This window comes from Streptomyces sp. NPDC014995 (assembly GCF_043080745.1).
Taxonomy (GTDB): domain Bacteria; phylum Actinomycetota; class Actinomycetes; order Streptomycetales; family Streptomycetaceae; genus Streptomyces.
This window is the reverse complement of sequence record NZ_JBIBVX010000003.1, coordinates 348,950-374,004: the sequence shown is the minus strand read 5'-3', so window position 1 is coordinate 374,004 and position 25,055 is coordinate 348,950. Positions and strand designations below refer to the sequence as shown.

At 70.9% G+C, this 25,055-nt stretch carries 24 protein-coding genes; 1 reads left to right on the top strand and 23 read right to left on the bottom strand.

Going from position 1 to position 25,055, the window contains the following annotated elements:
• Nucleotides 1–153: 153 nt before the first annotated feature.
• The 13 genes from metK to pyrR form a co-directional block, all read right to left on the bottom strand.
• Complete coding sequence (gene metK / locus ACF1A1_RS09160) at nt 154–1,362, bottom strand: methionine adenosyltransferase (RefSeq protein ID WP_391647028.1); 1,209 nt, start codon at nt 1,360–1,362, stop codon at nt 154–156.
• A 239-nt stretch (nt 1,363–1,601) separates the two neighbouring features.
• On the bottom strand, nt 1,602–2,804 hold the full coding sequence (coaBC, locus tag ACF1A1_RS09155; RefSeq protein ID WP_391647026.1) for a bifunctional phosphopantothenoylcysteine decarboxylase/phosphopantothenate--cysteine ligase CoaBC: 1,203 nt from the start codon (nt 2,802–2,804) through the stop codon (nt 1,602–1,604).
• Nucleotides 2,805–2,925: 121 nt separating this feature from the next.
• Nucleotides 2,926–3,198, bottom strand: coding sequence for a DNA-directed RNA polymerase subunit omega (gene rpoZ / locus ACF1A1_RS09150; RefSeq protein WP_003977348.1), 273 nt, complete (start codon nt 3,196–3,198; stop codon nt 2,926–2,928).
• A 53-nt stretch (nt 3,199–3,251) separates the two neighbouring features.
• Complete coding sequence (gene gmk, locus ACF1A1_RS09145) at nt 3,252–3,809, bottom strand: guanylate kinase (protein WP_391647024.1); 558 nt, start codon at nt 3,807–3,809, stop codon at nt 3,252–3,254.
• Between the two features lie 60 nt (nt 3,810–3,869).
• Complete coding sequence (locus ACF1A1_RS09140) at nt 3,870–4,193, bottom strand: integration host factor (protein WP_189936491.1); 324 nt, start codon at nt 4,191–4,193, stop codon at nt 3,870–3,872.
• A 278-nt stretch (nt 4,194–4,471) separates the two neighbouring features.
• Nucleotides 4,472–5,323 (bottom strand): orotidine-5'-phosphate decarboxylase, encoded by an 852-nt coding sequence (pyrF, locus tag ACF1A1_RS09135; RefSeq protein ID WP_391647022.1) that lies wholly within the window; start codon nt 5,321–5,323, stop codon nt 4,472–4,474.
• A complete protein-coding gene (locus ACF1A1_RS09130) occupies nt 5,320–6,426 on the bottom strand; it encodes a quinone-dependent dihydroorotate dehydrogenase (RefSeq protein WP_391647020.1) in 1,107 nt (368 codons plus the stop codon). The genes pyrF and ACF1A1_RS09130 overlap by 4 nt, the downstream gene beginning before the upstream one ends.
• A gap of 84 nt (nt 6,427–6,510) precedes the next feature.
• Entirely contained in the window at nt 6,511–9,819 is a 3,309-nt protein-coding gene (carB, locus tag ACF1A1_RS09125) for a carbamoyl-phosphate synthase large subunit (protein WP_391647018.1), read from the bottom strand.
• Nucleotides 9,812–10,954 carry a glutamine-hydrolyzing carbamoyl-phosphate synthase small subunit gene (gene carA / locus ACF1A1_RS09120; protein ID WP_391647015.1) on the bottom strand — a complete coding sequence of 381 codons (1,143 nt, stop codon included), beginning with the start codon at nt 10,952–10,954 and terminating at the stop codon, nt 9,812–9,814. Before carA ends, carB begins: the two co-directional genes overlap by 8 nt.
• Nucleotides 10,951–11,580 carry a hypothetical protein gene (locus tag ACF1A1_RS09115; RefSeq protein ID WP_391647013.1) on the bottom strand — a complete coding sequence of 210 codons (630 nt, stop codon included), beginning with the start codon at nt 11,578–11,580 and terminating at the stop codon, nt 10,951–10,953. Before ACF1A1_RS09115 ends, carA begins: the two co-directional genes overlap by 4 nt.
• Nucleotides 11,577–12,863, bottom strand: coding sequence for a dihydroorotase (locus tag ACF1A1_RS09110; RefSeq protein ID WP_391647011.1), 1,287 nt, complete (start codon nt 12,861–12,863; stop codon nt 11,577–11,579). Before ACF1A1_RS09110 ends, ACF1A1_RS09115 begins: the two co-directional genes overlap by 4 nt.
• Nucleotides 12,864–12,869: 6 nt before the next feature.
• A complete protein-coding gene (locus tag ACF1A1_RS09105) occupies nt 12,870–13,868 on the bottom strand; it encodes an aspartate carbamoyltransferase catalytic subunit (RefSeq protein ID WP_391647009.1) in 999 nt (332 codons plus the stop codon).
• A gap of 82 nt (nt 13,869–13,950) precedes the next feature.
• Nucleotides 13,951–14,538 (bottom strand): bifunctional pyr operon transcriptional regulator/uracil phosphoribosyltransferase PyrR, encoded by a 588-nt coding sequence (gene pyrR, locus ACF1A1_RS09100; RefSeq protein WP_391647007.1) that lies wholly within the window; start codon nt 14,536–14,538, stop codon nt 13,951–13,953.
• A 253-nt stretch (nt 14,539–14,791) separates the two neighbouring features.
• Between pyrR and bldD the strand changes: the two genes are divergently transcribed.
• Entirely contained in the window at nt 14,792–15,292 is a 501-nt protein-coding gene (bldD, locus tag ACF1A1_RS09095) for a transcriptional regulator BldD (RefSeq protein ID WP_009313753.1), read from the top strand.
• Nucleotides 15,293–15,457: 165 nt separating this feature from the next.
• On the opposite strand, the gene nusB is transcribed toward bldD, so the two are convergent.
• From nusB to mltG, 10 genes are all read right to left on the bottom strand, one after another.
• Complete coding sequence (gene nusB / locus ACF1A1_RS09090) at nt 15,458–15,892, bottom strand: transcription antitermination factor NusB (RefSeq protein ID WP_391647005.1); 435 nt, start codon at nt 15,890–15,892, stop codon at nt 15,458–15,460.
• Between the two features lie 2 nt (nt 15,893–15,894).
• Nucleotides 15,895–16,461, bottom strand: a complete 567-nt coding sequence (gene efp, locus ACF1A1_RS09085) for an elongation factor P (protein ID WP_391647003.1) — start codon at nt 16,459–16,461, stop codon at nt 15,895–15,897.
• Nucleotides 16,462–16,513: 52 nt separating this feature from the next.
• A complete protein-coding gene (locus tag ACF1A1_RS09080; protein ID WP_391647001.1) occupies nt 16,514–17,620 on the bottom strand; it encodes an aminopeptidase P family protein in 1,107 nt (368 codons plus the stop codon).
• A gap of 196 nt (nt 17,621–17,816) precedes the next feature.
• Nucleotides 17,817–18,725, bottom strand: coding sequence for a Pro-rich N-terminal domain-containing protein (locus ACF1A1_RS09075; protein WP_391646999.1), 909 nt, complete (start codon nt 18,723–18,725; stop codon nt 17,817–17,819).
• Nucleotides 18,726–18,937: 212 nt separating this feature from the next.
• Nucleotides 18,938–20,029: a 3-dehydroquinate synthase gene (aroB, locus tag ACF1A1_RS09070; protein WP_391646997.1), complete on the bottom strand. Its 1,092-nt coding sequence runs from the start codon at nt 20,027–20,029 to the stop codon at nt 18,938–18,940.
• On the bottom strand, nt 20,026–20,541 hold the full coding sequence (locus ACF1A1_RS09065; protein WP_391646996.1) for a shikimate kinase: 516 nt from the start codon (nt 20,539–20,541) through the stop codon (nt 20,026–20,028). Before ACF1A1_RS09065 ends, aroB begins: the two co-directional genes overlap by 4 nt.
• The gene (gene aroC, locus ACF1A1_RS09060; RefSeq protein WP_391646995.1) at nt 20,538–21,722 is read right to left on the bottom strand and encodes a chorismate synthase; all 1,185 of its coding nucleotides are present in this window, start codon (nt 21,720–21,722) and stop codon (nt 20,538–20,540) included. Before aroC ends, ACF1A1_RS09065 begins: the two co-directional genes overlap by 4 nt.
• Nucleotides 21,723–21,894: 172 nt before the next feature.
• On the bottom strand, nt 21,895–22,293 hold the full coding sequence (locus ACF1A1_RS09055; protein WP_391646993.1) for a hypothetical protein: 399 nt from the start codon (nt 22,291–22,293) through the stop codon (nt 21,895–21,897).
• 52 nt (nt 22,294–22,345) lie between these two features.
• Nucleotides 22,346–23,197, bottom strand: coding sequence for a shikimate dehydrogenase (locus ACF1A1_RS09050; RefSeq protein WP_391646991.1), 852 nt, complete (start codon nt 23,195–23,197; stop codon nt 22,346–22,348).
• 4 nt (nt 23,198–23,201) lie between these two features.
• Nucleotides 23,202–24,989 carry an endolytic transglycosylase MltG gene (gene mltG / locus ACF1A1_RS09045; RefSeq protein WP_391646989.1) on the bottom strand — a complete coding sequence of 596 codons (1,788 nt, stop codon included), beginning with the start codon at nt 24,987–24,989 and terminating at the stop codon, nt 23,202–23,204.
• Between the last annotated feature and the right edge of the window lie 66 nt (nt 24,990–25,055).

Below are 25,055 nucleotides of genomic sequence, written 5' to 3'. Positions count from 1 at the left end.
AACCGGGACGTCCGTACGGCTCCGCACCGCCGTGAGAGCGAGCCCCCCACCGGGACCTGGGCCCGGGACGATTCCCGCGCCGGGGCCCTCAACGGGGACGGGCCCGGCTCTCCGCGGAAGAGAGCCGGGCCCGCTGGACGACTGGGTGCGGGACTACAGACCCGCCGCCTTCCGCAGCGCCTCCACCCGGTCCGTGCGCTCCCACGTGAAGTCGGGCAGCTCACGACCGAAGTGACCGTACGCGGCGGTCTGGGCGTAGATCGGGCGCAGCAGGTCGAGGTCGCGGATGATCGCGGCCGGACGGAGGTCGAAGACCTCGTCGATGGCCTTCTCGATCTTCTCGGGGTCGATCTGGTGCGTGCCGAAGGTCTCGATGAACAGGCCGACCGGCTCGGCCTTGCCGATCGCGTAGGCGACCTGGACCTCGCAGCGCGCGGCCAGGCGCGCGGCGACGACGTTCTTCGCGACCCAGCGCATCGCGTACGCCGCGGACCGGTCCACCTTGGACGGGTCCTTGCCGGAGAAGGCGCCGCCGCCGTGGCGGGCGAAGCCGCCGTACGTGTCGATGATGATCTTGCGGCCGGTCAGGCCGGCGTCGCCCATCGGACCGCCGATCTCGAAGCGGCCGGTGGGGTTGACCAGCAGACGGTAGTTCTCGGTGTCGAGCTTGATGCCCTCGTCGAGCAGCGCCTTCAGCTCCGGCTCCACGACGAACTCGCGGATGTCGGGAGCGAGCAGCGAGTCCAGGTCGATGTCGGACGCGTGCTGCGAGGAGACGACGACCGTGTCGAGGCGGACCGCCTTGTCGCCGTCGTACTCGATGGTGACCTGGGTCTTGCCGTCGGGGCGCAGGTAGGGGATGGTCCCGTTCTTGCGGACGTCCGACAGGCGCTTGGACAGACGGTGGGCCAGGAAGATCGGCAGCGGCATCAGCGTCGGCGTCTCGTCGGAGGCGTAGCCGAACATGAGGCCCTGGTCACCGGCGCCCTGACGGTCCAGCTCGTCCTCGTCGCCCTCGACCCGCGACTCGTACGCCGCGTCGACACCCTGGGCGATGTCCGGGGACTGCGCGCCGATCGACACGGAGACACCGCAGGAGGCGCCGTCGAAGCCCTTCTTGGAGGAGTCGTAGCCGATCTCCAGGATCTTGTCCCGGACGAGCTGCGGGATCGGCGCGTACGCCTTGGTGGTGACCTCACCGGCCACGTGCACCAGACCGGTCGTGATCAGCGTCTCGACGGCGACCCGGGACGTCGGGTCCTCACGGAGCAACGCGTCGAGAATGGTGTCGCTGATCTGGTCAGCGATCTTGTCGGGGTGACCCTCGGTCACGGACTCCGAAGTGAACAGGCGACGGGACACAACGCTCCCTGGGGTTGCAGCGGCTGCTGGCTGATCATTGGCGGACGCGACGGAGGCTGCGCCCGGCGTCGTCCTTGAACAGTTTATCGGTCGCGCTTCACCACCGGCCCACCCGTCTCGCCTCTCGGGAGCGCTGTGACCTGCGGCACGGGCATTCTGCCGAATGCCGAGTGCCGTGGCCAGGGGCGCCACGCCCAATCGCGCAAGGTTGGTAGGGAACGGCGAAGCGCATCAAACAGTCAGCCCAGGCGTCCCGTCACCAGGTCCCACACGGTTTCGGCCAGTGCTTCCTTCGGCCCGTGCGGTACGGGGGTCTCGCTGCCGTCGGCGCCCAGGACGACGGCTTCGTTCTCCTCGGAGCCGAAGGTCTTGCGTTCCCCCACCTCGTTCACCACGAGCAGGTCGCAGCCCTTGCGCCGCAGCTTCGCCCGGCCGTTGGCCAGCACGTCGTCCGTCTCGGCGGCGAAGCCGACGACCACCTGGCCCGGGCGGGCGCGCTCGGCGGAGATCTCCGCGAGGATGTCCGGATTTCGCACGAGGACGATGGGGTCCGGATCCCGGTCGTCCTTTTTCTTGATCTTGCCGGCCGCGTACGCCGCCGGGCGGAAGTCGGCGACGGCGGCCGCCATGACGACCGCGTCGGCGTCCGCGGCCGCCTTGAGGACGGCCTCGCGCAGCTGCACGGCCGTGCCGACCTGGACGACGTCGACGCCCGCCGGGTCGGGCAGGCCGGTGTTGGCCGCGACCAGCGTGACCCGGGCGCCGCGGGCGGCGGCGGTGCGGGCGAGGGCGTAGCCCTGCTTGCCGGAGGAGCGGTTGCCGAGGAAGCGGACGGGGTCGAGGGGCTCACGGGTGCCGCCGGCGCTGACGACGACATGGCGGCCGGTGAGGTCGGGCTCGCGGACGCCTCTGGCCAGAACGCGGCGGCAGACCTCGAAGATCTCGGCAGGGTCGGGCAGCCGCCCCTTGCCGGTGTCGACGCCGGTGAGGCGGCCGACGGCCGGCTCGATGACGACGGCGCCGCGACGGCGCAGTGTCGCCACGTTCTCCTGGGTGGCCGGGTGCTCCCACATCTCGGTGTGCATCGCCGGGGCGAAGACGACCGGACAGCGGGCGGTGAGCAGGGTGTTCGTCAGCAGGTCGTCCGCCAGGCCGTGGGCGGCCTTCGCGAGCAGGTCGGCGGTGGCGGGGGCGACGACGACCAGGTCGGCGTGCTGGCCGATGCGGACGTGGGGGACCTCGTGGACGTCGTCCCAGACCTCGGTGGAGACCGGGTTCCCCGAGAGGGCGGACCAGGTCGCGGCGCCGACGAAGTGCAGGGCGGAGGCGGTGGGCACGACCCGCACGTCATGGCCGGATTCCGTCAGTCTGCGCAGCAGCTCGCAGGCCTTGTAGGCGGCGATGCCACCACTGACCCCGAGCACGACCCTCGGCTTGTCCACCGTCTCTCCCCGAACCTCGGATACGCACGCCTCGGCTCCCGGCGTACGAGTCCATCACACACCACAGGCCCGGCAGTGATGCTGCCGGGCCTGTGGAAAAACCAACTGCGAACCGAAAATACTACTGAGCCGGGCCCTCGATGGCCTCGGACGTCAGCAGGCCGGCGTTGATCTCGCGGAGGGCGATCGAGAGCGGCTTCTCGTGGACGTGGGTGTCCACGAGCGGACCGACGTACTCGAGGAGGCCCTCGCCGAGCTGCGAGTAGTACGCGTTGATCTGGCGGGCCCGCTTGGCCGCGTAGATCACGAGGCTGTACTTCGAGTCGGTGGCCTCGAGGAGCTCGTCGATCGGCGGGTTGATGATGCCCTCGGGCGCGGAGATGGAAGAGGACACGCTCTACCTTCCGATGGATGGGAAAAGACGGGCGGTGACCACGGCAATCGTGATCACACGACATCCATCAAGGCTAGCAGCTCGCGCGCTACATCCTCGACGGAGGTGTTGACCAGGGTCTCGTCGAACTCCGGCTCGGCCGCGAGTTCGACCTTCGCCGCGTCCAGACGGCGTGCGATCACCTCGGGCGGCTCGGTGCCGCGTCCGGTGAGTCTGCGCACCAGCTCCTCCCAGGAGGGCGGAGCCAGGAACACCAGCTGGGCCTCCGGCATGGACTCGCGGACCTGCCGCGCGCCCTGGAGGTCGATCTCCAGCAGCACGGGCTCACCCGCCTCCAGGCGCTCCAGCACGGCGGCCCGCGGAGTGCCGTAGCGGTTGCCGGCGAACTCGGCCCACTCCAGCAGTTCGCCGTTGGCGATCAGCTTGTCCATCTCGTCGTCGGTGACGAAGAAGTAGTGGACTCCGTGCTGCTCGCCCGGGCGGGGCTTGCGGGTCGTCGCCGACACCGAGAGCCAGACCTCGGGGTGTTCCTTGCGCATATGGGCGACGACCGTGCTCTTGCCGACCCCTGAGGGGCCGGAGAGCACGGTCAGCCGCGGACGTTCACTCATGCAGCGATTATTCCAGTTGTCCCGCAGTGCCCGGGACGCTCGGTCCGGAGCACCTCGGACTCACTTGGCGGTGTCGCCGAACTCGCGCTCCAGAGAGGCGATCTGGTTGGACCCGAGACCGCGCACCCGGCGGCTCTCGGAGATGCCGAGTCGCTCCATGATCTGCTTGGCGCGGACCTTGCCCACGCCCGGAAGGGACTCGAGCAGGGCGGAGACCTTCATCTTGCCGATGACGTCGTTTTCCTGACCCTGCTTGATGACCTCGTGGAGGGAGGCGCCGGAGTGCTTGAGTCGATTCTTGACCTCGGCCCGCTCCCGGCGAGCCGCGGCGGCCTTTTCGAGCGCGGCTGCGCGCTGTTCGGGGGTAAGGGGCGGAAGAGCCACGCCTACGTCACCTCGGATGTCGAACTGTCGGATACGGACCGGTGAGGAACCTAATCGCCCCACACCTGGGGAGCTACGAGCAACACGCTTGCCCGTTCACTCTCCGTCGGAGACTAGCGGCCAACTCCGCCAGAGTCAGCGAGAACAGAGGAAAAGTCCTGGTCAGCCTCCGCCAGGACGGATATTTAGGACATAATGCCCTGGATTTGAGGATGTATCCAGGCTCAAGTCGGCCCACGGCCGCCCGCCGGAGCCCCCGGTCGGGCGGCCGACGGCGTTCAGGCGGCCCCGACCGCGGACCTGACCTCGTCCGCGAACCGGTCCGCGGCGTCACGCAGAGCGACCACGTCGGGACCGTGGCGCAACACTCCCCGGCTCACGTTCGGCACGACGTTGCGCACCGCCGCCCCGAACACCCGGGGCAGGTCCGCCGGAGTCGCCCCCTGGGCCCCGATGCCGGGCGCGAGGAGCGGACCGTTGATGTCGAGGTCGTACGACGACAGGTCGCCCAGCGTGGCGCCGACGACCGCGCCGAAGGAGCCCAGCGGCTCCTCTCCCGCGTTCTCGGCGGCCAGGTGCGCCAGCATCGTCGCGCCCACGTTCCGCCCGGCCGGGTCCTCGACGCGCACCGCGTGCTGCACCTCGCCGCCCTCCGGGTTGGAGGTCAGCGCCAGCACGAACAGCCCGGCGCCGCTCTCCCGCGCCAGCGCGACGGCCGGGCTCAGCGAGCCGTAGCCGAGGTACGGCGACACGGTGAGGGCGTCCGAGAACAGCGGGGCGTCCTCGCGGAGGAAGGACTCGGCGTACGCGGCCATGGTCGACCCGATGTCGCCGCGCTTGGCGTCCATCACCACCAGGGCGCCTGCCGCCCGCGCCTGCGCGACCGACTTCTCCAGGACGGCGATGCCGCGCGAGCCGAACCGCTCGAAGAAGGCGCTCTGCGGCTTCAGGACGGCGATCCGGTCGGCCGTCGCCTCGACGACCGTCCGGCTGAACCGCTCCAGCCCGGCGACGTCGTCGTCCAGGCCCCACTCGGCGAGCAGGGAGGCGTGCGGGTCGATCCCGACGCAGAGCGGGCCGCGCTCGTCCATGGCCCGGCGCAGGCGCGCGCCGAAGGGCTCCAGGGTCATGCCGTGCTCCTCACGTCGGCGCCGACGGCGTCGGCCAGGGTGGCGTACGGGCTCGTGCGCAGCCGGGCCGCGAGCCCCTTGTGGATCGCGCGGCCCCAGAAGGGCCCCTCGTAGACGAAGGCGCTGTAGCCCTGGACGAGGGTGGCGCCCGCGAGGATGCGCTGCCAGGCGTCCTCGGCGTTCTCGATGCCGCCGACGCCCACGAGGGTGATGCGGTCGCCCACGCGCGCGTAGAGGCGGCGCAGCACCTCCAGGGAGCGTGCCTTCAGCGGCGCGCCGGACAGTCCGCCGGTCTCGCCGACCAGGGAGGGGTCGGATGCCAGACCCAGGCCGTCGCGCGCGATGGTGGTGTTCGTGGCGATGATCCCGTCCAGGCCGAGCTCCACGGCCAGGTCGGCGACCGCGTCCACGTCCTCGTCGGCCAGGTCCGGCGCGATCTTCACCAGCAGCGGGACGCGGCGGTTGGTCACCGTGCGGTCGGCGGCCTCGCGTACGGCGGTCAGCAGCGGGCGCAGCGCCTCCGTCGCCTGGAGATCGCGCAGGCCGGGGGTGTTCGGCGAGGAGACGTTCACGACCAGGTAGTCGGCGTACGGCGCCAGGCGCTCGGCCGACTTCACGTAGTCGAGGACGGCCTTCTCCTCCGGTACGGCTTTGGTCTTGCCGATGTTGACGCCCACGACCGTCTTGAAGACGGGCTCGCGGGAGGCCAGGCGGGCGGCCACGGCCAGCGAGCCCTCGTTGTTGAAGCCCATGCGGTTGATCAGCGCCCGGTCGGCCACCAGCCGGAACAGCCGCTTCCCGGGGTTGCCGGGCTGCGCCTCCCCGGTGACCGTGCCGACCTCGACGTGGTCGAAGCCCAGCATCGACATCCCGTCGATGGCGACCGCGTTCTTGTCGAAGCCGGCGGCGAGCCCGAAGGGGCCGTGCATGCGCAGCCCGAAGGCCTCGGTGCGCAGCTCCTTGTAGCGGGGCGCGAGGGCGGCCGCGACGAAGGTGCGCAGCACGGGGACGCGGACGGCGAGGCGGATCCAGCGGAAGGCGAGGTGGTGGGCCTTCTCGGGGTCCATCCGCTGGAAGACCAGACGGAAGAAGATCTTGTACATCTCGTGAGTCCTCAGGGGTCCTCATGAGGACGGGGGTCCTCATGAAGAGGGGGACACCGTTTCCGGTGTCCCCCTCGTCGGCTGCTAGTCGCGGGCCGCGGTCAGGTGTTCCGCGTGCTCCTGGAGCGAACGGACGCCCACGTCACCGTGGTTGAGCGCGTCGATGCCCTGGACGGCGGCGGCGAGCGCCTGGACCGTCGTCAGGCACGGCACGGACCGCGCCACGGCCGCCGTACGGATGTCGTAGCCGTCGAGGCGGCCGCCGGTGCCGTACGGGGTGTTGACGATGAGGTCGACCTCGCCCTCGTGGATGAGCTGGACGATGGTCTTCTCGCCGTTGGGGCCGATGCCCTCCGACTGCTTGCGCACGACCGTGGCGTTGATGCCGTTGCGCTTGAGGACCTCGGCGGTGCCGGAGGTGGCGAGCAGCTCGAAGCCGTGGCCGACCAGCTCCCGTGCCGGGAAGATCATCGAGCGCTTGTCGCGGTTGGCGACCGAGATGAACGCGCGGCCCTTGGTCGGCAGCGGCCCGTAGGCGCCCGCCTGCGACTTGGCGTACGCCGTGCCGAAGACGGTGTCGATGCCCATGACCTCGCCGGTGGAGCGCATCTCCGGGCCGAGGATGGTGTCGACGCCGCGTCCGGAGGTGTCCCGGAAGCGGGTCCAGGGCATCACGGCCTCCTTGACGGAGATCGGCGCGTCCAGCGGCAGCTCACCGCCGTCGCCGGTCGCCGGGAGCAGCCCCTCGGCCCGCAGCTCGGCGATGGTCGCGCCCAGGGAGATCCGGGCGGCGGCCTTGGCCAGGGGTACGGCGGTCGCCTTCGAGGTGAAGGGGACCGTGCGGGAGGCGCGCGGGTTGGCCTCCAGCACGTAGAGGATGTCGCCGGCCATCGCGAACTGGATGTTGATCAGGCCGCGGACGCCGACGCCCTTGGCGATGGCCTCCGTGGAGGCCCGCAGGCGCTTGATGTCGAAGCCGCCGAGCGTGATCGGGGGCAGGGCGCACGCCGAGTCGCCGGAGTGGATGCCGGCCTCCTCGATGTGCTCCATGACGCCGCCGAGGTACAGCTCCTCGCCGTCGTAGAGCGCGTCGACGTCGATCTCGATGGCGTCGTCGAGGAAGCGGTCCACGAGGACCGGCCGGGTCGGGCTGATCTCGGTCGACTCGGCGATGTAGGAGGACAGCCGCGTCTCGTCGTAGACGATCTCCATGCCCCGGCCGCCGAGGACGTACGACGGCCGGACGAGGACCGGGTAGCCGATCTCGTCCGCGATGGACTTCGCCTCGGCGAAGGTGGTGGCCGTGCCGTGCTTCGGCGCCGGCAGGCCCGCCTCGGCGAGCACGCGTCCGAAGGCGCCCCGGTCCTCGGCCGCGTGGATCGCCTCGGGGGGCGTGCCGACGATCGGCACGCCGTTGTCCTTCAGCGCCTGCGCCAGGCCCAGCGGGGTCTGGCCGCCGAGCTGGACGACGACACCGGCGATCGGACCGGCCTGCGCCTCCGCGTGGACGACCTCCAGCACGTCCTCCAGCGTCAGCGGCTCGAAGTACAGCCGGTCGGAGGTGTCGTAGTCCGTGGAGACGGTCTCCGGGTTGCAGTTGACCATCACGGTCTCGTACCCGGCGTCGGACAGCGCGAAGGAGGCGTGGACGCAGGAGTAGTCGAACTCGATGCCCTGGCCGATGCGGTTCGGGCCGGAGCCCAGGATGATGACGGCCGGCTTCTCGCGCGGCGCGACCTCGCTCTCCTCGTCGTAGGAGGAGTAGAAGTACGGCGTCTTGGCGGCGAACTCGGCGGCGCAGGTGTCGACCGTCTTGTAGACCGGGCGGATGCCCAGCGCGTGCCGCACCTCGCGCACGACGTCCTCGCGCAGCCCGCGGATCTCGGCGATCTGCTGGTCGGAGAAGCCGTGCCGCTTGGCCTCGGCGAGCAGGTCGACGTCCAGGCGGTCCCCGGCGGCCAACTCGTCCGCGATCTCCTTGATCAGGAAGAGCTGGTCGACGAACCAGGGGTCGATCTTCGTGTACTCGAAGACCTCCTCGGGCGTGGCACCCGCGCGGATGGCCTGCATGACGGTGTTGATCCGGCCGTCGGTGGGACGGACGGCCTCGCGCAGCAGCTCGTCCTTGTCGCCGGGGTCGCCGACGAACGTGAACTGGCTGCCCTTCTTCTCCAGCGAGCGCAGCGCCTTCTGGAAGGCCTCGGTGAAGTTGCGGCCGATGGCCATGGCCTCGCCGACCGACTTCATGGTGGTCGTGAGGGTCGAGTCCGCCGAGGGGAACTTCTCGAAGGCGAACCGGGGTGCCTTCACGACCACGTAGTCGAGGGTCGGCTCGAAGGAGGCCGGCGTCTCCTGGGTGATGTCGTTCGGGATCTCGTCGAGGGTGTAGCCGACGGCGAGCTTGGCCGCGATCTTGGCGATCGGGAAGCCGGTCGCCTTGGAGGCCAGGGCCGACGAACGCGACACGCGCGGGTTCATCTCGATGACGATGACCCGCCCGTCCTCGGGGTTCACCGCGAACTGGATGTTGCAGCCGCCGGTGTCGACGCCGACCTCGCGGATGACGGCGATGCCGATGTCGCGCAGGATCTGGTACTCGCGGTCGGTCAGCGTCATCGCGGGCGCGACGGTGATCGAGTCGCCGGTGTGGACGCCCATCGGGTCGAAGTTCTCGATGGAGCAGACGACCACGACGTTGTCATGCTTGTCGCGCATCAGCTCCAGCTCGTACTCCTTCCAGCCGAGGATGGACTCCTCCAGGAGCACCTCGGTGGTCGGGGAGAGCGTGAGGCCCTGGCCGGCGATGCGGCGCAGTTCCTCCTCGTCGTGCGCGAAGCCGGAGCCGGCGCCGCCCATGGTGAAGGAGGGGCGGACGACGACCGGGTAGCCGCCGAGCTCCTCGACGCCGGCGAGGACCTCGTCCATGGTGTGGCAGATCACCGAGCGGGCGGACTCGCCGTGCCCGATCTTCTTGCGGACCTCCTCCACGACATCCTTGAACTGGTCGCGGTCCTCACCCTTGTGGATGGCGGCCACATTGGCGCCGATCAGCTCGACGCCGTACTTCTCCAGCACGCCGTTCTCGTGCAGCGAGATGGCGGTGTTGAGGGCCGTCTGGCCGCCCAGGGTGGGCAGCAGGGCGTCGGGCCGCTCCTTAGCGATGATCTTCTCGACGAACTCCGGGGTGATCGGCTCGACGTAGGTGGCGTCGGCGATCTCCGGGTCGGTCATGATCGTCGCCGGGTTGGAGTTCACCAACACGACCCGCAGGCCCTCGGACCTCAGGACCCGGCACGCCTGGGTGCCGGAGTAGTCGAACTCGGCGGCCTGGCCGATGACGATCGGGCCGGAGCCGATGACCAGGACGGACTGGATATCGGTGCGCTTAGGCACGCTGGCCCTCCATCAGGGATACGAAGCGGTCGAACAGGTAGGCGGCGTCGTGCGGGCCGGCGGCCGCTTCGGGGTGGTACTGGACGGAGAAGGCCGGCTGGTCGAGCAGCTGCAGCCCCTCCACGACGTTGTCGTTGAGGCAGACGTGGGAGACCTCGGCGCGGCCGAACTTGGTGTCGCTGACCTTGTCGAGCGGCGCGTCCACGGCGAAGCCGTGGTTGTGGGCGGTGACCTCGACCTTGCCGGTCGTACGGTCCTGGACCGGCTGGTTGATGCCGCGGTGGCCGTACTTCAGCTTGTAGGTGCCGAAGCCGAGGGCGCGGCCGAGGATCTGGTTGCCGAAGCAGATGCCGAACAGGGGCGTCCTGCGCTCCAGCACCTCGGTCATCAGCGCCACGGGGCCGTCGGCGGTGGCCGGGTCGCCCGGGCCGTTGGAGAAGAACACACCGTCGGGTTCGACGGCGTACACCTCGTCCGCCGTGGCCGTGGCCGGCAGCACGTGCACCTCGATGCCGCGCTCGGCCATGCGGTGCGGCGTCATGCCCTTGATGCCGAGGTCGATCGCGGCGACCGTGAAGCGCTTCTCGCCGACCGCCGGGACGACGTAGGACTCCTGGGTGGCGACCTCCTCGTAGAGGCTCGCGCCCTTCATCTGCGGCTGGGCCCGCACACGCGCGAGGAGCTCCGCCTCGGGGGCGATCGCCTCGCCGGAGAAGATGCCGGCGCGCATGGAGCCGCGCTCGCGCAGATGGCGGGTGAGGGCGCGGGTGTCGATGCCGGAGATCCCGACGACGCCCTGGGCGACCAGCTCGTCGTCGAGGGAGCGCTTGGCCCGCCAGTTGGAGGGCACGCGCGCGGGGTCGCGGACGACGTAACCGGAGACCCAGATGCGCCTGGACTCGTCGTCCTCGTCGTTCCAGCCGGTGTTGCCGATCTGCGGGGCGGTCGCGACGACGATCTGGCGGTCGTACGACGGGTCGGTCAGGGTCTCCTGGTAGCCGGTCATGCCCGTGGAGAACACCGCTTCGCCGAAGGTCTCCCCCACGGCCCCGTAGGCGCGGCCGCGGAAGCTCCGGCCGTCCTCCAGGACGAGTACGGCGGAAGCCTTGGTGGCTCCCCTGGTGGAGGTCGTCATCGTGCGCCTTCCGTTTCCGTCTGAGTTTCCGTCTTGTTGATCAGGGAGTTGATGACGTCGACCCACTCGCCGTGCTCGGCCGCGCGGTCCGAGCGGAACCCGGAGTCGATCAGCCTGTCGCCGTGCGCCCAGGTCACCACGAGCAGTCCGCCCTCGGTGAGCACCTTGCCGGCGATGCCCTTGTCGAGCCGGGCCTCGCGCAGCGCGGCGACGGGGACGAAGAAGTCGGCCGCGCCGGGGCGTACGACGTCCAGTCCCGCGTCCGTCAGAGTGAGCTCGACCCGGCTGCGGGTGCCCAGGCCGTGCGCCACGATGCGGTCGAGCCACTGCCCGGCGGTGGTCGAGCCGTGGTAGCGGCCGCTCATCGTCAGTTTCGCCTCACCGGACTCGTCCGGCATTCCCGGCAGCGGCGGCTCGCCGCCTGCGTCGAGGGTGGTGGGCGACGGGCGGGTGGGCAGCTCGGGCAGGTCGCCCTGGAGCGTGCCGCGCCACTTCCAGCCCTCGCGCATCAGCCAGTAGACGAGCGCGACGAACAGGGCGAGGCCGACGACCCAGCCGATGCGGGCGGCCCAGTCGGTCACTTCGGCCGATTCCTTCTCGGCCGCGAGCAGGATTACAGGTGTCACGTGAGTTTCCCGTCGACGAGCGTGGCCTTGCCCCGGAGCCACGTGTGCGTCACACGGCCCGGCAGCTCACGCCCCTCGTACGGGGTGTTCCGGCTGCGCGAGGCGAAGCCCGCGGGGTCCACCGACCCACGGTATGCCGTGTCGACGAGCGTGAGGTTGGCGGGCTCACCTGCCGAGACGGGTCGCCCGTGGCCCCTGGCCCGCCCGATCCGGGCTGGCTGGAAGGACATGCGGTCGGCGACCCCGGCCCAGTCGAGGAGCCCGGTCTCCACCATCGTCTCCTGGACCACTGACAACGCGGTCTCCAGCCCGACCATCCCCATGGCGGCCGCGGCCCACTCGCAGTCCTTGTCCTCGTGCGGGTGCGGGGCGTGGTCGGTGGCGACGATGTCGATGGTGCCGTCGGCGAGCGCCTCGCGCAGGGCGAGCACGTCGCGCTCGGTGCGCAGCGGCGGGTTGACCTTGTAGACCGGGTTGTAGGTGCGCACCAGCTCGTCGGTGAGGAGCAGGTGGTGCGGGGTGACCTCGGCGGTGACCTGGATGCCGCGGGACTTGGCCCAGCGGACGATCTCGACCGAGCCGGCGGTCGAGAGGTGACAGATGTGGACGCGGGAGCCGACGTGCTCGGCGAGCAGGACGTCCCGGGCGATGATCGACTCCTCGGCCACCGCCGGCCAGCCGCCGAGTCCCAGCTCGGCGGAGACGATGCCCTCGTTCATCTGGGCGCCCTCGGTCAGCCGCGGCTCCTGCGCGTGCTGGGCGACGACCCCGCCGAAGGCCTTCACGTACTCCAGCGCCCGCCGCATGATCACGGCGTCGTCGACGCACTTGCCGTCGTCGGAGAAGACGGTGACACCGGCCGCCGACTCGTGCATGGCGCCGAGTTCGGCGAGCTTCCTGCCCTCCAGGCCGACGGTGACGGCGCCGATCGGCTGCACGTCGCAGTAGCCGTGCTCCTGCCCGAGCCGGTACACCTGCTCCACGACGCCGGCGGTGTCGGCGACGGGGAAGGTGTTGGCCATGGCGAACACGGCCGTGTAACCACCGGAGGCGGCCGCGCGGGTTCCCGTCAGGACCGTCTCGGAGTCCTCGCGGCCCGGCTCGCGCAGATGGGTGTGCAGGTCGACCAGGCCCGGCAGCAGCACCTTGCCGGCCGCCTCGACGACCTCGGCGCCCTCGGCGGACAGCCCGTCGCCGACGGCCTCGATCATCTCGCCGTCGATCAGGACGTCCTGCGGCTCGCCGCCGAGCACCTTCGCGCCCCGGATCAGAATCTTGCTCATGGTCGCTTACTTCTCCTCGGGGGTGCCGGTGGTGCCGGGGGTACGGGCGTGGCGGACAGCGGGTTCGTTCCCGCCCAGCAGCAGGTACAGGACGGCCATGCGGATGGACACGCCGTTGGCGACCTGCTCGACGACGGTGCAGCGGTCGGAGTCGGCAACCTCGGCGGTGATCTCCATGCCGCGGACCATCGGGCCGGGGTGCATCACGATGGCGTGCTCGGGCATCCGCGCCATCCGGTCGCCGTCGAGGCCGTAGCGGCGCGAGTACTCACGCTCGGTCGGGAAGAACGCGGCGTTCATCCGCTCGCGCTGGACGCGCAGCATCATCACCGCGTCGGACTTGGGAAGCGTGCTGTCGAGGTCGTACGACACCTCGCAGGGCCAGGTCTCGACGCCGACCGGCACCAGGGTGGGCGGGGCGACGAGGGTGACCTCGGCGCCGAGGGTGTGCAGCAGGTCGACGTTGGAGCGGGCGACCCGGCTGTGCAGGACGTCCCCGACGATGGTGATGCGCTTGCCGGACAGGTCCTGGCCGATCCCCGCGTCCCGGCCGACGAGCCGGCGGCGCATGGTGAAGGCGTCGAGCAGGGCCTGCGTGGGGTGCTGGTGGGTGCCGTCGCCGGCGTTGATGACGGCGGCGTCGATCCAGCCGGAGTTGGCCAGGCGGTAGGGGGCTCCGGAGGCGCCGTGCCGGATGACGACGGCGTCGACCCCCATCGCCTCCAGGGTCTGGGCGGTGTCCTTGAGGGACTCGCCCTTGGAGACGCTGGAGCCCTTGGCGGAGAAGTTGATGACATCCGCGGACAGGCGCTTCTCGGCGGCCTCGAAGGAGATGCGGGTGCGGGTGGAGTCCTCGAAGAAGAGGTTCACGATGGTGCGGCCGCGCAGGGTCGGCAGCTTCTTGATGGGCCGGTCGGCGACCCGGGCCATCTCCTCGGCGGTGTCGAGGACATGGACGGCGTCGTCGCGGGTGAGGTCGGCGGCCGAGATGAGATGACGCTGCATCTGTCAGGCTCCGTAGGACAAGGGGGAGTTTTCGGGCATGCGGGCGCATGAGAACGCGCACGCGTGGGCGTACGCCGGACTGTTACTCGCCCGGTGCGGTCTGCTTCACACCGAGCAGCACGGTGTCGCGACCGTCCTCCTCGGCGAGCTGGACCTTGACCGTCTCCCGCAGCGACGTGGGGAGGTTCTTGCCGACGTAGTCGGCGCGGATGGGCAGTTCGCGGTGGCCGCGGTCGACGAGGACCGCGAGCTGCACCGCGCGCGGGCGCCCGATGTCGTTCAGGGCGTCGAGGGCGGCGCGGATGGTGCGGCCGGAGAAGAGCACGTCGTCGACGAGGACGACCAGCTTGCCGTCGAGGCCGTCACCGGGGATGTCGGTGCGGGCCAGCGCACGCGGCGGGTGCATGCGCAGGTCGTCGCGGTACATGGTGATGTCGAGGGAGCCGACCGGGATGGAGCGGTCGGTGATCTGCTCGAGCTTGGCGGCGAGCCGCTGGGCGAGGAAGACGCCCCGGGTCGGGATGCCGAGGAGCACCACGTCGTCGGCGCCCTTGGCGCGTTCGACGATCTCGTGGGCGATGCGGGTCAGTACCCGCGCGATGTCGGGGCCCTCGAGAACGGGCCTCGCATCGGACTGCTGCGGCTCGAGCCGCGTGTCGTGCTTGTCCATATGAAACGGACCTCCTTCTCCGCCTCACGGGACGGACCTTAAAGGACGTCGGAATTGCGCCATCCACGGTAGCAGGCCGGGACGAGTCCCCTGATCACCCCCTTGGCGTAATCGGCCATCGCTACCACGGAAGAGTCGGTGTGGACCATTCGGCTTGACGCAGAAGAATCACGCTGCGTAACCTCACAGTGAGTTACCAGCCGCGCGGCATGGAACCAGAGCCAGTCGCGTCGACCCAGTGCCGGGGAGCTATATGTCCAGCGAATACGCCAAACAGCTCGGGGCCAAGCTCCGGGCGATCCGCACCCAGCAGGGCCTTTCCCTCCACGGTGTCGAGGAGAAGTCCCAGGGACGCTGGAAGGCGGTCGTGGTCGGTTCGTACGAGCGCGGCGACCGCGCCGTGACCGTGCAGCGCCTTGCGGAGCTGGCCGATTTCTACGGCGTCCCGGTGCAGGAGCTGCTGCCCGGCACCACCCCGGGCGGCGCCGCCGAGCCGCCGCCGAAGCTGGTCCTGGACCTGGAGCGGCTGGCCCACGTGCCGGTCGAGAAGGCGGGTCCCCTGCAGCGGTACGCGGCGACGATCCAGTCGCAGCGCGGCGACTACAACGGCAAGGTGCTCTCGATCCGCCAGGACGACCTGCGCACGCTCGCCGTCATCTACGACCAGTCGCCGTCGGTCCTGACCGAGCAGCTGATCAGCTGGGGCGTGCTGGACGCGGACGCGCGCCGCGCCGTCTCCCACGAGGAGAGCTGAGCGCCGTAGCGCCTCAGCAGAAACGTGCCGCCGGGGTGGCCGGAACCTGAGGGTTCGGGCCGCCCCGGCGGCGTTCTGCGGGCCTGTGGGGGCCCCGGGACACGGGTATGCCGGAGGGCCCGCAGCGGGGATGCTGCGGGCCCTCCGGCATGCGGGTCGTACCGCTTACGCCTCGTCTCTGCGCAGGGAGGGCTTGAGTTCCTTCAGCCGGCCCAGCAGGCCGTTGACGAACGAGGGCGACTCGTCCGTGGAGAACTCCTTCGCCAGCTGCACCATCTCGTCGAGGACGACGGCGTCCGGGGTCTCGTCGACCCAGATCAGCTCGTAGGCACCGAGCCGCAGGATGTTGCGGTCGACGACGGGCATCCGGTCGAGCGTCCAGCCGACCGAGTACTGGGCGATCAGCTCGTCGATGCGCTTCGCGTGGTTCGCGTAGCCCTCGACCAGCTGCATCGTGTACTCGCTCACCGGCGGCTGCCGGGTGTCGGCCCGGGAGAGCCGGATCCAGTCGGCGAGGACCGTCAGGACGTCGGCGCCGCGCTGGTCGCCCTCGAAGAGGATCTGGAAGGCGCGCTTGCGGGCCGTGTTGCGGGCGGCCACGGTTAGCTGTTCACCCGGCCGAGGTAGTCGCTCGTGCGGGTGTCGACCTTGATCTTCTCACCGGTGGTGATGAAGAGCGGGACCTGGATCTCGTGGCCGGTCTCCAGGGTGGCGGGCTTGGTGCCGCCGGTGGAGCGGTCGCCCTGGACGCCCGGGTCGGTGTGCTGGATGGTCAGCTCGACGGCGGCCGGAAGCTCGACGAAGAGCACCTCGCCCTCGTGCTGGGCGACGGTGGCCGTGAAGCCCTCGACGAGGAAGTTCGCGGCGTCGCCGACGGCCTTCCGGTCGATGTGCAGCTGGTCGTACGTCTCCATGTCCATGAAGACGAAGTACTCGCCGTCCATGTACGAGAACTGCATGTCGCGCTTGTCGACAGTGGCCGTCTCGACCTTGACGCCGGCGTTGAAGGTCTTGTCGACGACCTTGCCGGAGAGCACGTTCTTGAGCTTGGTGCGCACGAAGGCGGGGCCCTTGCCGGGCTTGACGTGCTGGAACTCGACGACGGACCAGAGCTGGCCGCCTTCGAGCTTGAGCACCATGCCGTTCTTGAGGTCGTTCGTGGAAGCCACGGTTGCGGAATCTCCTGGACTGACGTGGACGACCCCGGGGGCACGCACCTGCCTATAGTGCGAGCAGCTCCTTGGTCGTGATGGTGAGTAGCTCGGGTCCGCCGTCCGCCTCGGGGCGTACGACGAGCGTGTCATCGATCCGGACACCGCCCCGGCCCGGGAGGTGGACCCCCGGTTCGACGGTGACCGGCACGCAAGCGTCCAGTTTACCCATGGCCGCGGGAGCCAACTGCGGGTCCTCGTCGATTTCGAGTCCGACGCCGTGCCCCGTCAGCGCCGGCAGCGCCTGCGCGTACCCCGCCGAGTCCAGCACCTGGCGCGCGGCCCGGTCCACGTCACGGTGGGCGGCACCGGGCGCCAGGCTCTCGCGGCCGGCGCGCTGGGCGGCGAAGACCAGGTCGTACAGCTCCACTTGCCAGTCCGCGGGCGAGGTGCCGATGACGAAGGTGCGGCCGATCTCGCAGCGGTAGCCCCGGTAGGTCGCGCCCAGGCAGACGGAGAGGAAGTCGCCCTCCTCCACGCGCCGGTCGGTGGGCCGGTGGCCGCGGCGGCCGGAGTGGGGGCCGGTGCCCACGGAGGTGGGGAAGGCGGGGCCGTCGGCGCCGTGGTCGACGAGGCGGCGCTCCAGTTCGAGGGCGAGATGGCGTTCGGTGCGGCCGACGAGGATGGATTCGAGCAGCTCCCCCAGGGCCTGGTCGGCGATCTCGGCGCCGATGCGCAGACAGGAGATCTCCTCCTCGTCCTTGACCACCCGGAGCTGTTCGACCGCGCCGCCGAGGTCGGCGAGGCGCAGGCGCGGCGCGACCGAGCGCAGGGCACGGTGGCGGGTGACGGTGAGGTGGTGTTCCTCGACCGCGAGGGAGTCGGCGCCCTCGGCCGCGAGGATGCCTGCGGCGGCCACGGCGGCGTCGCCTCCGGCCCCGGGCAGGGACCGCACCCGGAGGTTCTCGTCGGGCCGGCCCTCGCTGGGGCGTTCGTCGGGCGGGCCCGTGCAGACCAGCAGGTCCTCGCGTCTGCCGAGCAGGAGGACGGCACCCCGGGGCGCCGCGCCCGCGAGGTACCTGACGTTGGCGGGGCGGGAGATGAGTGCTGCCGCGTTGCCGGACGCGTTGCAGTGTTCCCGGAGGCGGGTTCGGCGGGACGCGTACACCTCTGACATGAGTCGAGCGTAGGAGCGATGGCCGGATCGTGCCGGTCGGGAGGGGCCGAGTGGGGTGGTCGGAGGGCCGAGCGGGGTGCTCAGTGGGCCGAGCGGGCTGCTCCGTGGGCCGAGCGGGCTGCTCAGTGGGCCGAGCTGGGTGGCCGACGGACGAGCGGGGTGGAGCGACGGGCCGAGCGGGGTGGAGCGACGGGACCTACCACTTCGGCGGGCTCGCGATCGCCCTGGCCAGTACGTCGTCCAGGACCCTCGCCGTCGTCGGTACGTCGAGCTGGGAGTTGTCGATGATCGGGAGTCCGGAGCCGTACCAGCCGGCCATCCGGCCGTGGATGCGGGCGACCTCCTCGTCGGTGAGACGGCGGTTGCCGGAGCGTTCGGCGTTGCGCTCCAGGACGACTTCGAGGCCGGGGAGGAGGACGACCGGCAGCAGGCCGGGGCCGACATGGCGTTTCCAGCCACCGAGGCCGACGGCAGGGCGGTCGGGGAAGATCGCGTCGTCGAGGATGCAGGAGATGCCGTTGGCGAGGAAGTTGCGCGCGGCGAAGCCGCAGGTGCGGCGGGCCAGGCGGTACTGGGCCTCGGAGTTGTCGTTCCACCCGCGCTGCGGGTCGGCGAAGCCGGAGCGGACCCATTCGCGCACGTCGTCGAGGCTGATGTGGGCGGTGGGCACCCGGCGGTGGTCGGCCCAGAACTTGGCGACGCTGGTCTTTCCGGCGCCGGCCGGGCCGATGAGCAGCACCGCGAGGGTGGTGGCCGTCGGATCGGGGGCGGTCGCGGCGGGGGGCGGGCTGGGCACGCCGACCGGGCCGCCGGGCGGCAGCGGGACGTGCCCGGTGGTGTCGGTGGCCGGCGGGACGGGGGCGTGCTGCGGGGCCGGCGGGTGCGGCACGGGCGGGACCGGCGGCTGGGGCGCGGGCGGGACCGGGCCCGAGGGCGCTCCGGTGAAGCCCGGTGCCGGGTGCGGCGGGGGCGCGGGGGCGGAGTGCGGGGGGTTGGCGCCCGGCTGGTGCGCACCGGGATGTTGTGCGGCCGGGGACCAGCCGACGGCCGGTCCGTGCCCCGGCTGGTGGGGCGGCGGCAGCGGAGAACCCACTGCGTGCTGCATCCGGTGCCACTCCGTCTCGTTCTTTTGGGGCTCGGTTCACCTCCGGGGCGCCAGAGCCCCTTTCGGCGCCGCGGTCGATCGACGCGGGCAGGGGCGGGCCCCGCCCTCGCTACGGAACGGTACCGCCCCCGGCCGTCGTTTGGTGAACGGCCGGGGGCGGTCCGAAGTGCCCGGTGTGGAAAGCGAATCGGGCGGAAGGGAACCCCGCGGACCTACTCGCCCACTTCGCCGTAGGCGGCGAGCAGGACGGCGGGGTCGGGGCCCTCCAGGACGGTGGGCTTGGCCAGGCCGTCGAGGACGATGAAGCGCAGGAGGTCGCCGCGCGACTTCTTGTCGACCTTCATGGTCTCCAGCAGCTTGGGCCACTGGTCGTAGCGGTAGTGCAGCGGGAGGCCCACCGCCTGGAGGATCGTGCGGTGGCGGTCGGCGGTGGCGTCGTCCAACCGTCCGGCGAGGCGGCCGAGTTCGGCGGCGAAGTGCATGCCGACCGAGACGGCGGCGCCGTGCCGCCACTTGTAGCGCTCGTTCTTCTCGATGGCGTGGGCCAGGGTGTGGCCGTAGTTGAGGATCTCCCTGAGGCCCGACTCCTTCAGGTCGGAGGAGACGACGTCCGCCTTGACCTTGATGGAGCGCTCGATCAGCTCGGCGGTGTGCGGGCCGGCCGGGGTGCGGGCGGCCTCGGGGTCGGCCTCGATGAGGTCGAGGATCACCGGGTCGGCGATGAAGCCGGCCTTGATGATCTCCGCGAGCCCGGAGACGTAGTCGTTGACCGGGAGCGAGTCCAGCGCGGCCAGGTCGCACAGCACGCCGGCCGGCGGATGGAAGGAGCCGACGAGGTTCTTGCCCTCGGCGGTGTTGATGCCGGTCTTGCCGCCGACGGCCGCGTCCACCATGGCCAGCACGGTGGTCGGGACGGCGATCCAGCGCACCCCGCGCAGCCAGGTGGCGGCCACGAACCCGGCGAGGTCGGTGGTCGAGCCGCCGCCGACGCCCACCACGACGTCCGTGCGCGTGAACCCGGACTGGCCGAGCGCCTTCCAGCAGTAGGCGGCGACCTCGGCGGTCTTGGCCTCCTCCGCGTTGGGCACCTGGATGGCGACGGCCTCGTAGCCCTGCTCGGCCAGGTCGGCGCGGAGCGCGTCGCCGGTCTCGGCGAGCGCCTCGGGGTGGATGACGGCGACCCGCTTGACCCGGTCGCCGATCAGTCCGCCGAGTTCACCGAGGAGCTGACGGCCGACCAGCACCTCGTACGGCTCGGAGCCCGCGCTGCCGCCGACCCTGATCCGCGTCACTGCCTCACTCATGCTTCCTTCAACTCCAGGGCGTCCAGGGCTGCTCGGGTGACCTCTTCGGGCGTGCGGCCGTCCGTCGGTACGACGGCCGTGGCGACCTCCTCGTAGAGGTGCCGCCGCGCCTCCATCAGCTCGCGCCACTGCTTGCGCGGGTTGACCGCGAGCAGCGGGCGGGCCGCGTTGAGGCCGGTGCGCTTCACGGCTTCCTCGACGTCCATGGACAGGTAGACCACCCGCAGCCCGGACAGCAGGGCGCGCGTGTCGGCGTCCAGGATCGAGCCGCCGCCGAGCGCCAGGACGCCGTCGTGCTCGGTGAGCGCCCGGTGCACGGCCTGCTTCTCGATGGCCCGGAAGGCGAGCTCGCCCTCCTCGACGAAGATGTCGGCGATGGCACGGCCCTGCTCGGCGACGATGTCGTCGTCGGTGTCCCGGTAGGCGACCCGGAGCCGTTCGGCCAGCTGCTGCCCGACGGTCGACTTGCCGACGCCCATCGGCCCGACCAGGACGACCAGCGGCCCGCTCATCGGATCGGGAGGTTGTCGAGGTACGACCGCACGTTGCGGCGCGTCTCGGCCACGCTGTCGCCGCCGAACTTCTCCGCCACCGCGTCCGCGACGACCAGGGCGACCATGGCCTCGGCGACGATGCCGGCCGCCGGCACCGCGCACACGTCGGAGCGCTGGTGGTGGGCCTGCGTGGCCTCGCCGGTGGCGACGTCCACGGTCTGCAGCGCGCGCGGCACGGTCGCGATCGGCTTCATGGCCGCACGGACCCGCAGCAGCTCGCCGGTGGTCAGACCGCCCTCGGTGCCACCGGAGCGGCCCGAGGCCCGCCGGATGCCCTCGGGGGTGTTGACGATCTCGTCGTGCGCCTTCGAACCGGGCACCCGGGCGAGCTCGAAGCCGTCGCCGATCTCCACGCCCTTGATCGCCTGGATGCCCATGAGGGCGCCGGCCAGCCGGGCGTCCAGCTTGCGGTCCCAGTGCACGTGCGAGCCCAGGCCCACCGGAACGCCGTACGCCAGCACCTCGACGACGCCGCCGAGGGTGTCGCCGTCCTTGTGGGCCTGGTCGATCTCCGCGACCATCGCCTTCGAGGCGTCCGCGTCCAGGCAGCGCACCGGGTCGGCGTCCAGCTTCTCGACGTCGGCGGGGGTGGGGTGGACGCCGTAGGGCGCCTTGGCGGCGGCCAGTTCCACGACGTGGGAGACGATCTCGATGCCGGCCGTCTCCTTCAGGTACGACCGGGCGACGGCGCCGAGCGCGACGCGGGCGGCCGTCTCGCGCGCGGAGGCGCGCTCCAGGATCGGGCGAGCCTCGTCGAAACCGTACTTCTGCATGCCGGCGAGGTCGGCGTGGCCGGGGCGCGGACGGGTCAGCGGCGCGTTGCGCGCGAGCCCGGCGAGCACGTCGGGGTCGACCGGGTCGGCCGCCATGACCTGCTCCCACTTCGGCCACTCGGTGTTGCCCACCATGATCGCGACCGGGGAGCCGAGCGTGAGGCCGTGCCGGACGCCGCCGAGGAAGGTGACCTCGTCCCGCTCGAACTTCATCCGCGCACCGCGCCCATAGCCGAGCCGGCGCCTCGCCAGATGGTCCGCGACCATCTCCGTGGTGATCGGCACGCCGGCGGGAAGGCCCTCCAGCGTCGCCACGAGTGCGGGACCGTGGGACTCCCCCGCGGTCAGCCAGCGCAACCTGCTCAACGGTGCTCCTCAGTGCTCGCGCCTGGTACTGCCCTGCGTACGCGCGTCCTCGCGTACGGCAACGGCGCGACCGGGTGCGCGACCCAGGCCCGCCACCTACGATCCTCCCACGTCCGCGACCGGGAACCGGCCGCCGGTCCATCAGGCGGACGGTGGAGGACCGGGGGTGGCCTCAGCGCGCGTCGTCCGGCCTCCGCCGCGGGGCGTAGGCGCCGAGGAAGTCGGCACCGCTGGGGCCGGTCGCCGCCGGGGGCGGCGACGTCCGGTTCTCGTTCTGCGGGTGCTGCGGGTTCTGTGGGTTCTGCGGGTTCCGCTGCGGAGCGTACGCACCCAGGTAGTCCGCGCCGCGGCCCTGCCCGTACTGCGCGGCCGCCTGCACGGCGACACCGGCCTGTACGGCACGCCGGTGGGCGATCCTGCGCTTCAGCTTCAGGAGCCACGAGGCGACGACGGCGAGCACGATCAGCGCGAGCACCGTGAGCTGCGCCCACTCGGGCAGGAACCACAGGGCGGCCTCGAAGATCTCGCCCTTGACCGACGCCAGCGGCACCCCGGCGACCACATTGGACATGTACCTGACTCCCCCCACGCTGCGCTCCGCCCCCTGCGGAACTCCGCGGATCCTAGCGGGAGGCGAGTGCGTGTTCGCCCGCTTTTCGCATGGCGTCCACGGGGGCCGGGGCCTGCCCGGTCATCTGCTCCACCTGGAGCACCGCCTGGTGCACCAGCAGGTCGAGCCCGCTGACGACGGCACCGCCGAACATGGACCAGCGGGCCGCCAGTTCGGTCGGCCAGGGCTCGTAGAGCACGTCGAAGAGGGTGGCGGGCCGCCCCGGCACCGAGGTGGCGAGGGCGTCCGTCGCCCCTGCGGGGGTGGTCGCCACGACCAGCGGGAAACGGAGCGCCTCGGCCGCGTCCGCCCAGTCCGCCGTACGGACCTCGACGTCGAGGCGCTCGCCCCACCCCTGCATCTCGGCGGCGCGGGCCTCGCTGCGCACGTAGGCGACGACCTCGCCGGTGCAGATCCGGGCCAGGGCGGCCAGCGCCGAGGAGGCGGTGGCGCCGGCGCCGAGGATCGCGGCCGAGTCGACCTGTTCGACACCGTGCTCGCGCAGGGCGGCCACGATGCCGGGGATGTCGGTGTTGTCGCCGACACGGCGGCCGTCCTCGGTGAACACCAGGGTGTTGACTGCCTCGACCGCGGCCGCCGTCTCGCTGATCCCGTCGAGCAGCGGGATCACCGCCCGCTTGAGCGGCATGGTCAGCGACAGCCCCGCCCACTCGGGGCCTAGCCCGTCGAGGAACCCCGGCAGGGCCGCCTCGTCGACGTCGAAGCGGTCGTACGTCCAGTCCGTGAGCTCCATCGCCTGGTACGCGGCGCTGTGCAGCACCGGGGAGAGGGAGTGGGTGATGGGGCTGCCGAGCACCGCCGCCCGATGACGGTGGACGTGCTCGGCCCTGGCGGTGTCGCTCATGTGCTCAGTTACCGGCGCTCTCGTTGAACTTTTGCTTGAGTTGCTGGAATTGCGCGTACGTCTTCGCGAATTCCGTCTTGTTCTCGCCGTCGGTCGCGACGAAGTAGATCCAACCGTCGCTCGTCGGATTCATCGTCGCCGTGAGGGCGTTGGCACCCGGGTTTCCGATCGGTCCCGGCGGAAGACCCTTCTGGGTGTAGGTGTTGTACGGGTCCTGGTTGCTGTTGATCTCGGACTCGCTGATGTGGATGTTGCTCTCGTTCTTCAGGTAGTTGAACGTCGAGTCGAACTGGAGCAACTGGTTGGTCTCGGTGTTCGTCGGCTTGAGGCGGTTGTAGACGACCTCCGCCATCCTGCGGAAGTCATCGTCCGTCTTGCCCTCGGCCTGGACAAGGCTGGCGACCGTGATGACCTGCAACGGGTCCTCCAGGCCGAGCGCCTCGGCCTTGGCCTCCAGGTCGTACTTGCCGTAGGCCTCGTTGGCCCGCTGCACCATCTCCTTGAGCACCGTCGCGGGCTTCATGCCCTTGGCCGCGGGATAGGTGCCCGGGTGGAGGAATCCCTCCAGCGGGTCCTTGATGTCGCTGTTGTTGTTCGCCCAGCTGGGCAGCCCGAGGGTCTTGAAGTCCTTTTCGGCGACGCCCCTGGTGGTGCCGGCGGAAAGGCCGAGTTTCGCGTCGATCGTCTTGTAGACCTGAATGTTGCGCTGGCCGGGCGTGACCATCACATTCGCCTGGCTCTTCGGGTCCAGCATCATTTCGACGGCACTCGCCGCGGACATCTGCTTCTTCAGGATGTACGCGCCCGCCTGGATCTGGTCCCCGTCGGGATTGCTCGTGAAGGCGGACACGAAGGCGTCGACGCTCTTGACGACGCCCGCCTCCTTCAGCCTACGGCCGATCTCCGCGCCGCCCGCGCCCTTGGGCACCTCGACGCTCACGGTCTGGCTGCTGCCGTCGCCCGCGTAGTCCGGGGCCGCGCCGTAACGATTCTGGTAGAACTGGTAGCCGAAGTAGCCGACGCCGCCGATACCGCCGCCGAACACGAGGACGACGACCAGGCAGGCGCACCCGTTGCGGCGCTTCTTGCCCTTGGCGCCCTTGCTGCCCTTTCCGCCCCGGCCCCGACGGTCCCGGCCCTCCGACTCGTCGTCGTCCTCGTCGGCCCCGCCCCCCGCGAAGAAGGCGTGCTCGCCCTGGTCCGGACCCGGGTCCCAGTCGGGCTGCTGCTCTTCGACCTGGGGTTCCGGCTCCGGCTCGGTCCGTCGCCGGGCGGGCGGCTCCGGCGGCGGATAGGCGTCCGGGGTGCCGTAGAAGTCGGGCTGCTCGGCACCGTAGGCGGCGGCCTGCTGGCCGTACGGGTCACCGGGGTCGGCGGCGTAGGGAACGTGCGCGTGGGTGCCGGTGCCGTCCCACCCGCCCTCCTGGTACGCCTGCTGCTGGCCCTGGTGGTCCTGGTGGCCGTGCTGGTCGTACTGCTGCCGGTACTGCTGCTCGTCGTAGGACTGCTGATACGGCTGTGGGTACTGCTGCTGGTCGTACTGCTGCTGGTCGTACTGCTGCTGGTCGTACTGTTGCCGGCCGTACTGGTGCTGGTCGTACTGTTGCGCCTGTCCTTGGCCCCAGTCGCCGTACTCCTGCTGCTGCGACTGCTGCGGATGGTGCTGCTGCTGGCCGCCGTAGGCAGGCTGATGGCCGATCTGGGCCTGCTGCCCTTCCCATCCGCCGTCCCCGTACAACGGGTCCTCCGGATGCCACGGTTCGGAGCCTTGGCCCCGGCCATACTCAGTCATCGATCCCCTAGAGCCGCGAGGCGGCAGTCGCGCGGCTTGTGGGCCCGGCTACCGTTCCGCCTCTCT

Bases quoted from the DNA above. Each gene is read 5' to 3' on its own strand.
- gmk (WP_391647024.1), bottom strand. From the start codon at position 3,809: ATGAGTGAACGTCCGCGGCTGACCGTGCTCTCCGGCCCCTCAGGGGTC.
- pyrF (WP_391647022.1), bottom strand. From the start codon at position 5,323: ATGACCCTGGAGCCCTTCGGCGCGCGCCTGCGCCGGGCCATGGACGAG.
- ACF1A1_RS09130 (WP_391647020.1), bottom strand. From the start codon at position 6,426: ATGTACAAGATCTTCTTCCGTCTGGTCTTCCAGCGGATGGACCCCGAG.
- carA (WP_391647015.1), bottom strand. From the start codon at position 10,954: ATGACGACCTCCACCAGGGGAGCCACCAAGGCTTCCGCCGTACTCGTC.
- ACF1A1_RS09110 (WP_391647011.1), bottom strand. From the start codon at position 12,863: ATGAGCAAGATTCTGATCCGGGGCGCGAAGGTGCTCGGCGGCGAGCCG.
- ACF1A1_RS09105 (WP_391647009.1), bottom strand. From the start codon at position 13,868: ATGCAGCGTCATCTCATCTCGGCCGCCGACCTCACCCGCGACGACGCC.
- pyrR (WP_391647007.1), bottom strand. From the start codon at position 14,538: ATGGACAAGCACGACACGCGGCTCGAGCCGCAGCAGTCCGATGCGAGG.
- bldD (WP_009313753.1), top strand. From the start codon at position 14,792: ATGTCCAGCGAATACGCCAAACAGCTCGGGGCCAAGCTCCGGGCGATC.
- ACF1A1_RS09080 (WP_391647001.1), bottom strand. From the start codon at position 17,620: ATGTCAGAGGTGTACGCGTCCCGCCGAACCCGCCTCCGGGAACACTGC.
- ACF1A1_RS09075 (WP_391646999.1), bottom strand. From the start codon at position 18,725: ATGCAGCACGCAGTGGGTTCTCCGCTGCCGCCGCCCCACCAGCCGGGG.
- aroB (WP_391646997.1), bottom strand. From the start codon at position 20,029: ATGAGTGAGGCAGTGACGCGGATCAGGGTCGGCGGCAGCGCGGGCTCC.
- ACF1A1_RS09065 (WP_391646996.1), bottom strand. From the start codon at position 20,541: ATGAGCGGGCCGCTGGTCGTCCTGGTCGGGCCGATGGGCGTCGGCAAG.
- ACF1A1_RS09055 (WP_391646993.1), bottom strand. From the start codon at position 22,293: ATGTCCAATGTGGTCGCCGGGGTGCCGCTGGCGTCGGTCAAGGGCGAG.
- ACF1A1_RS09050 (WP_391646991.1), bottom strand. From the start codon at position 23,197: ATGAGCGACACCGCCAGGGCCGAGCACGTCCACCGTCATCGGGCGGCG.
- mltG (WP_391646989.1), bottom strand. From the start codon at position 24,989: ATGACTGAGTATGGCCGGGGCCAAGGCTCCGAACCGTGGCATCCGGAG.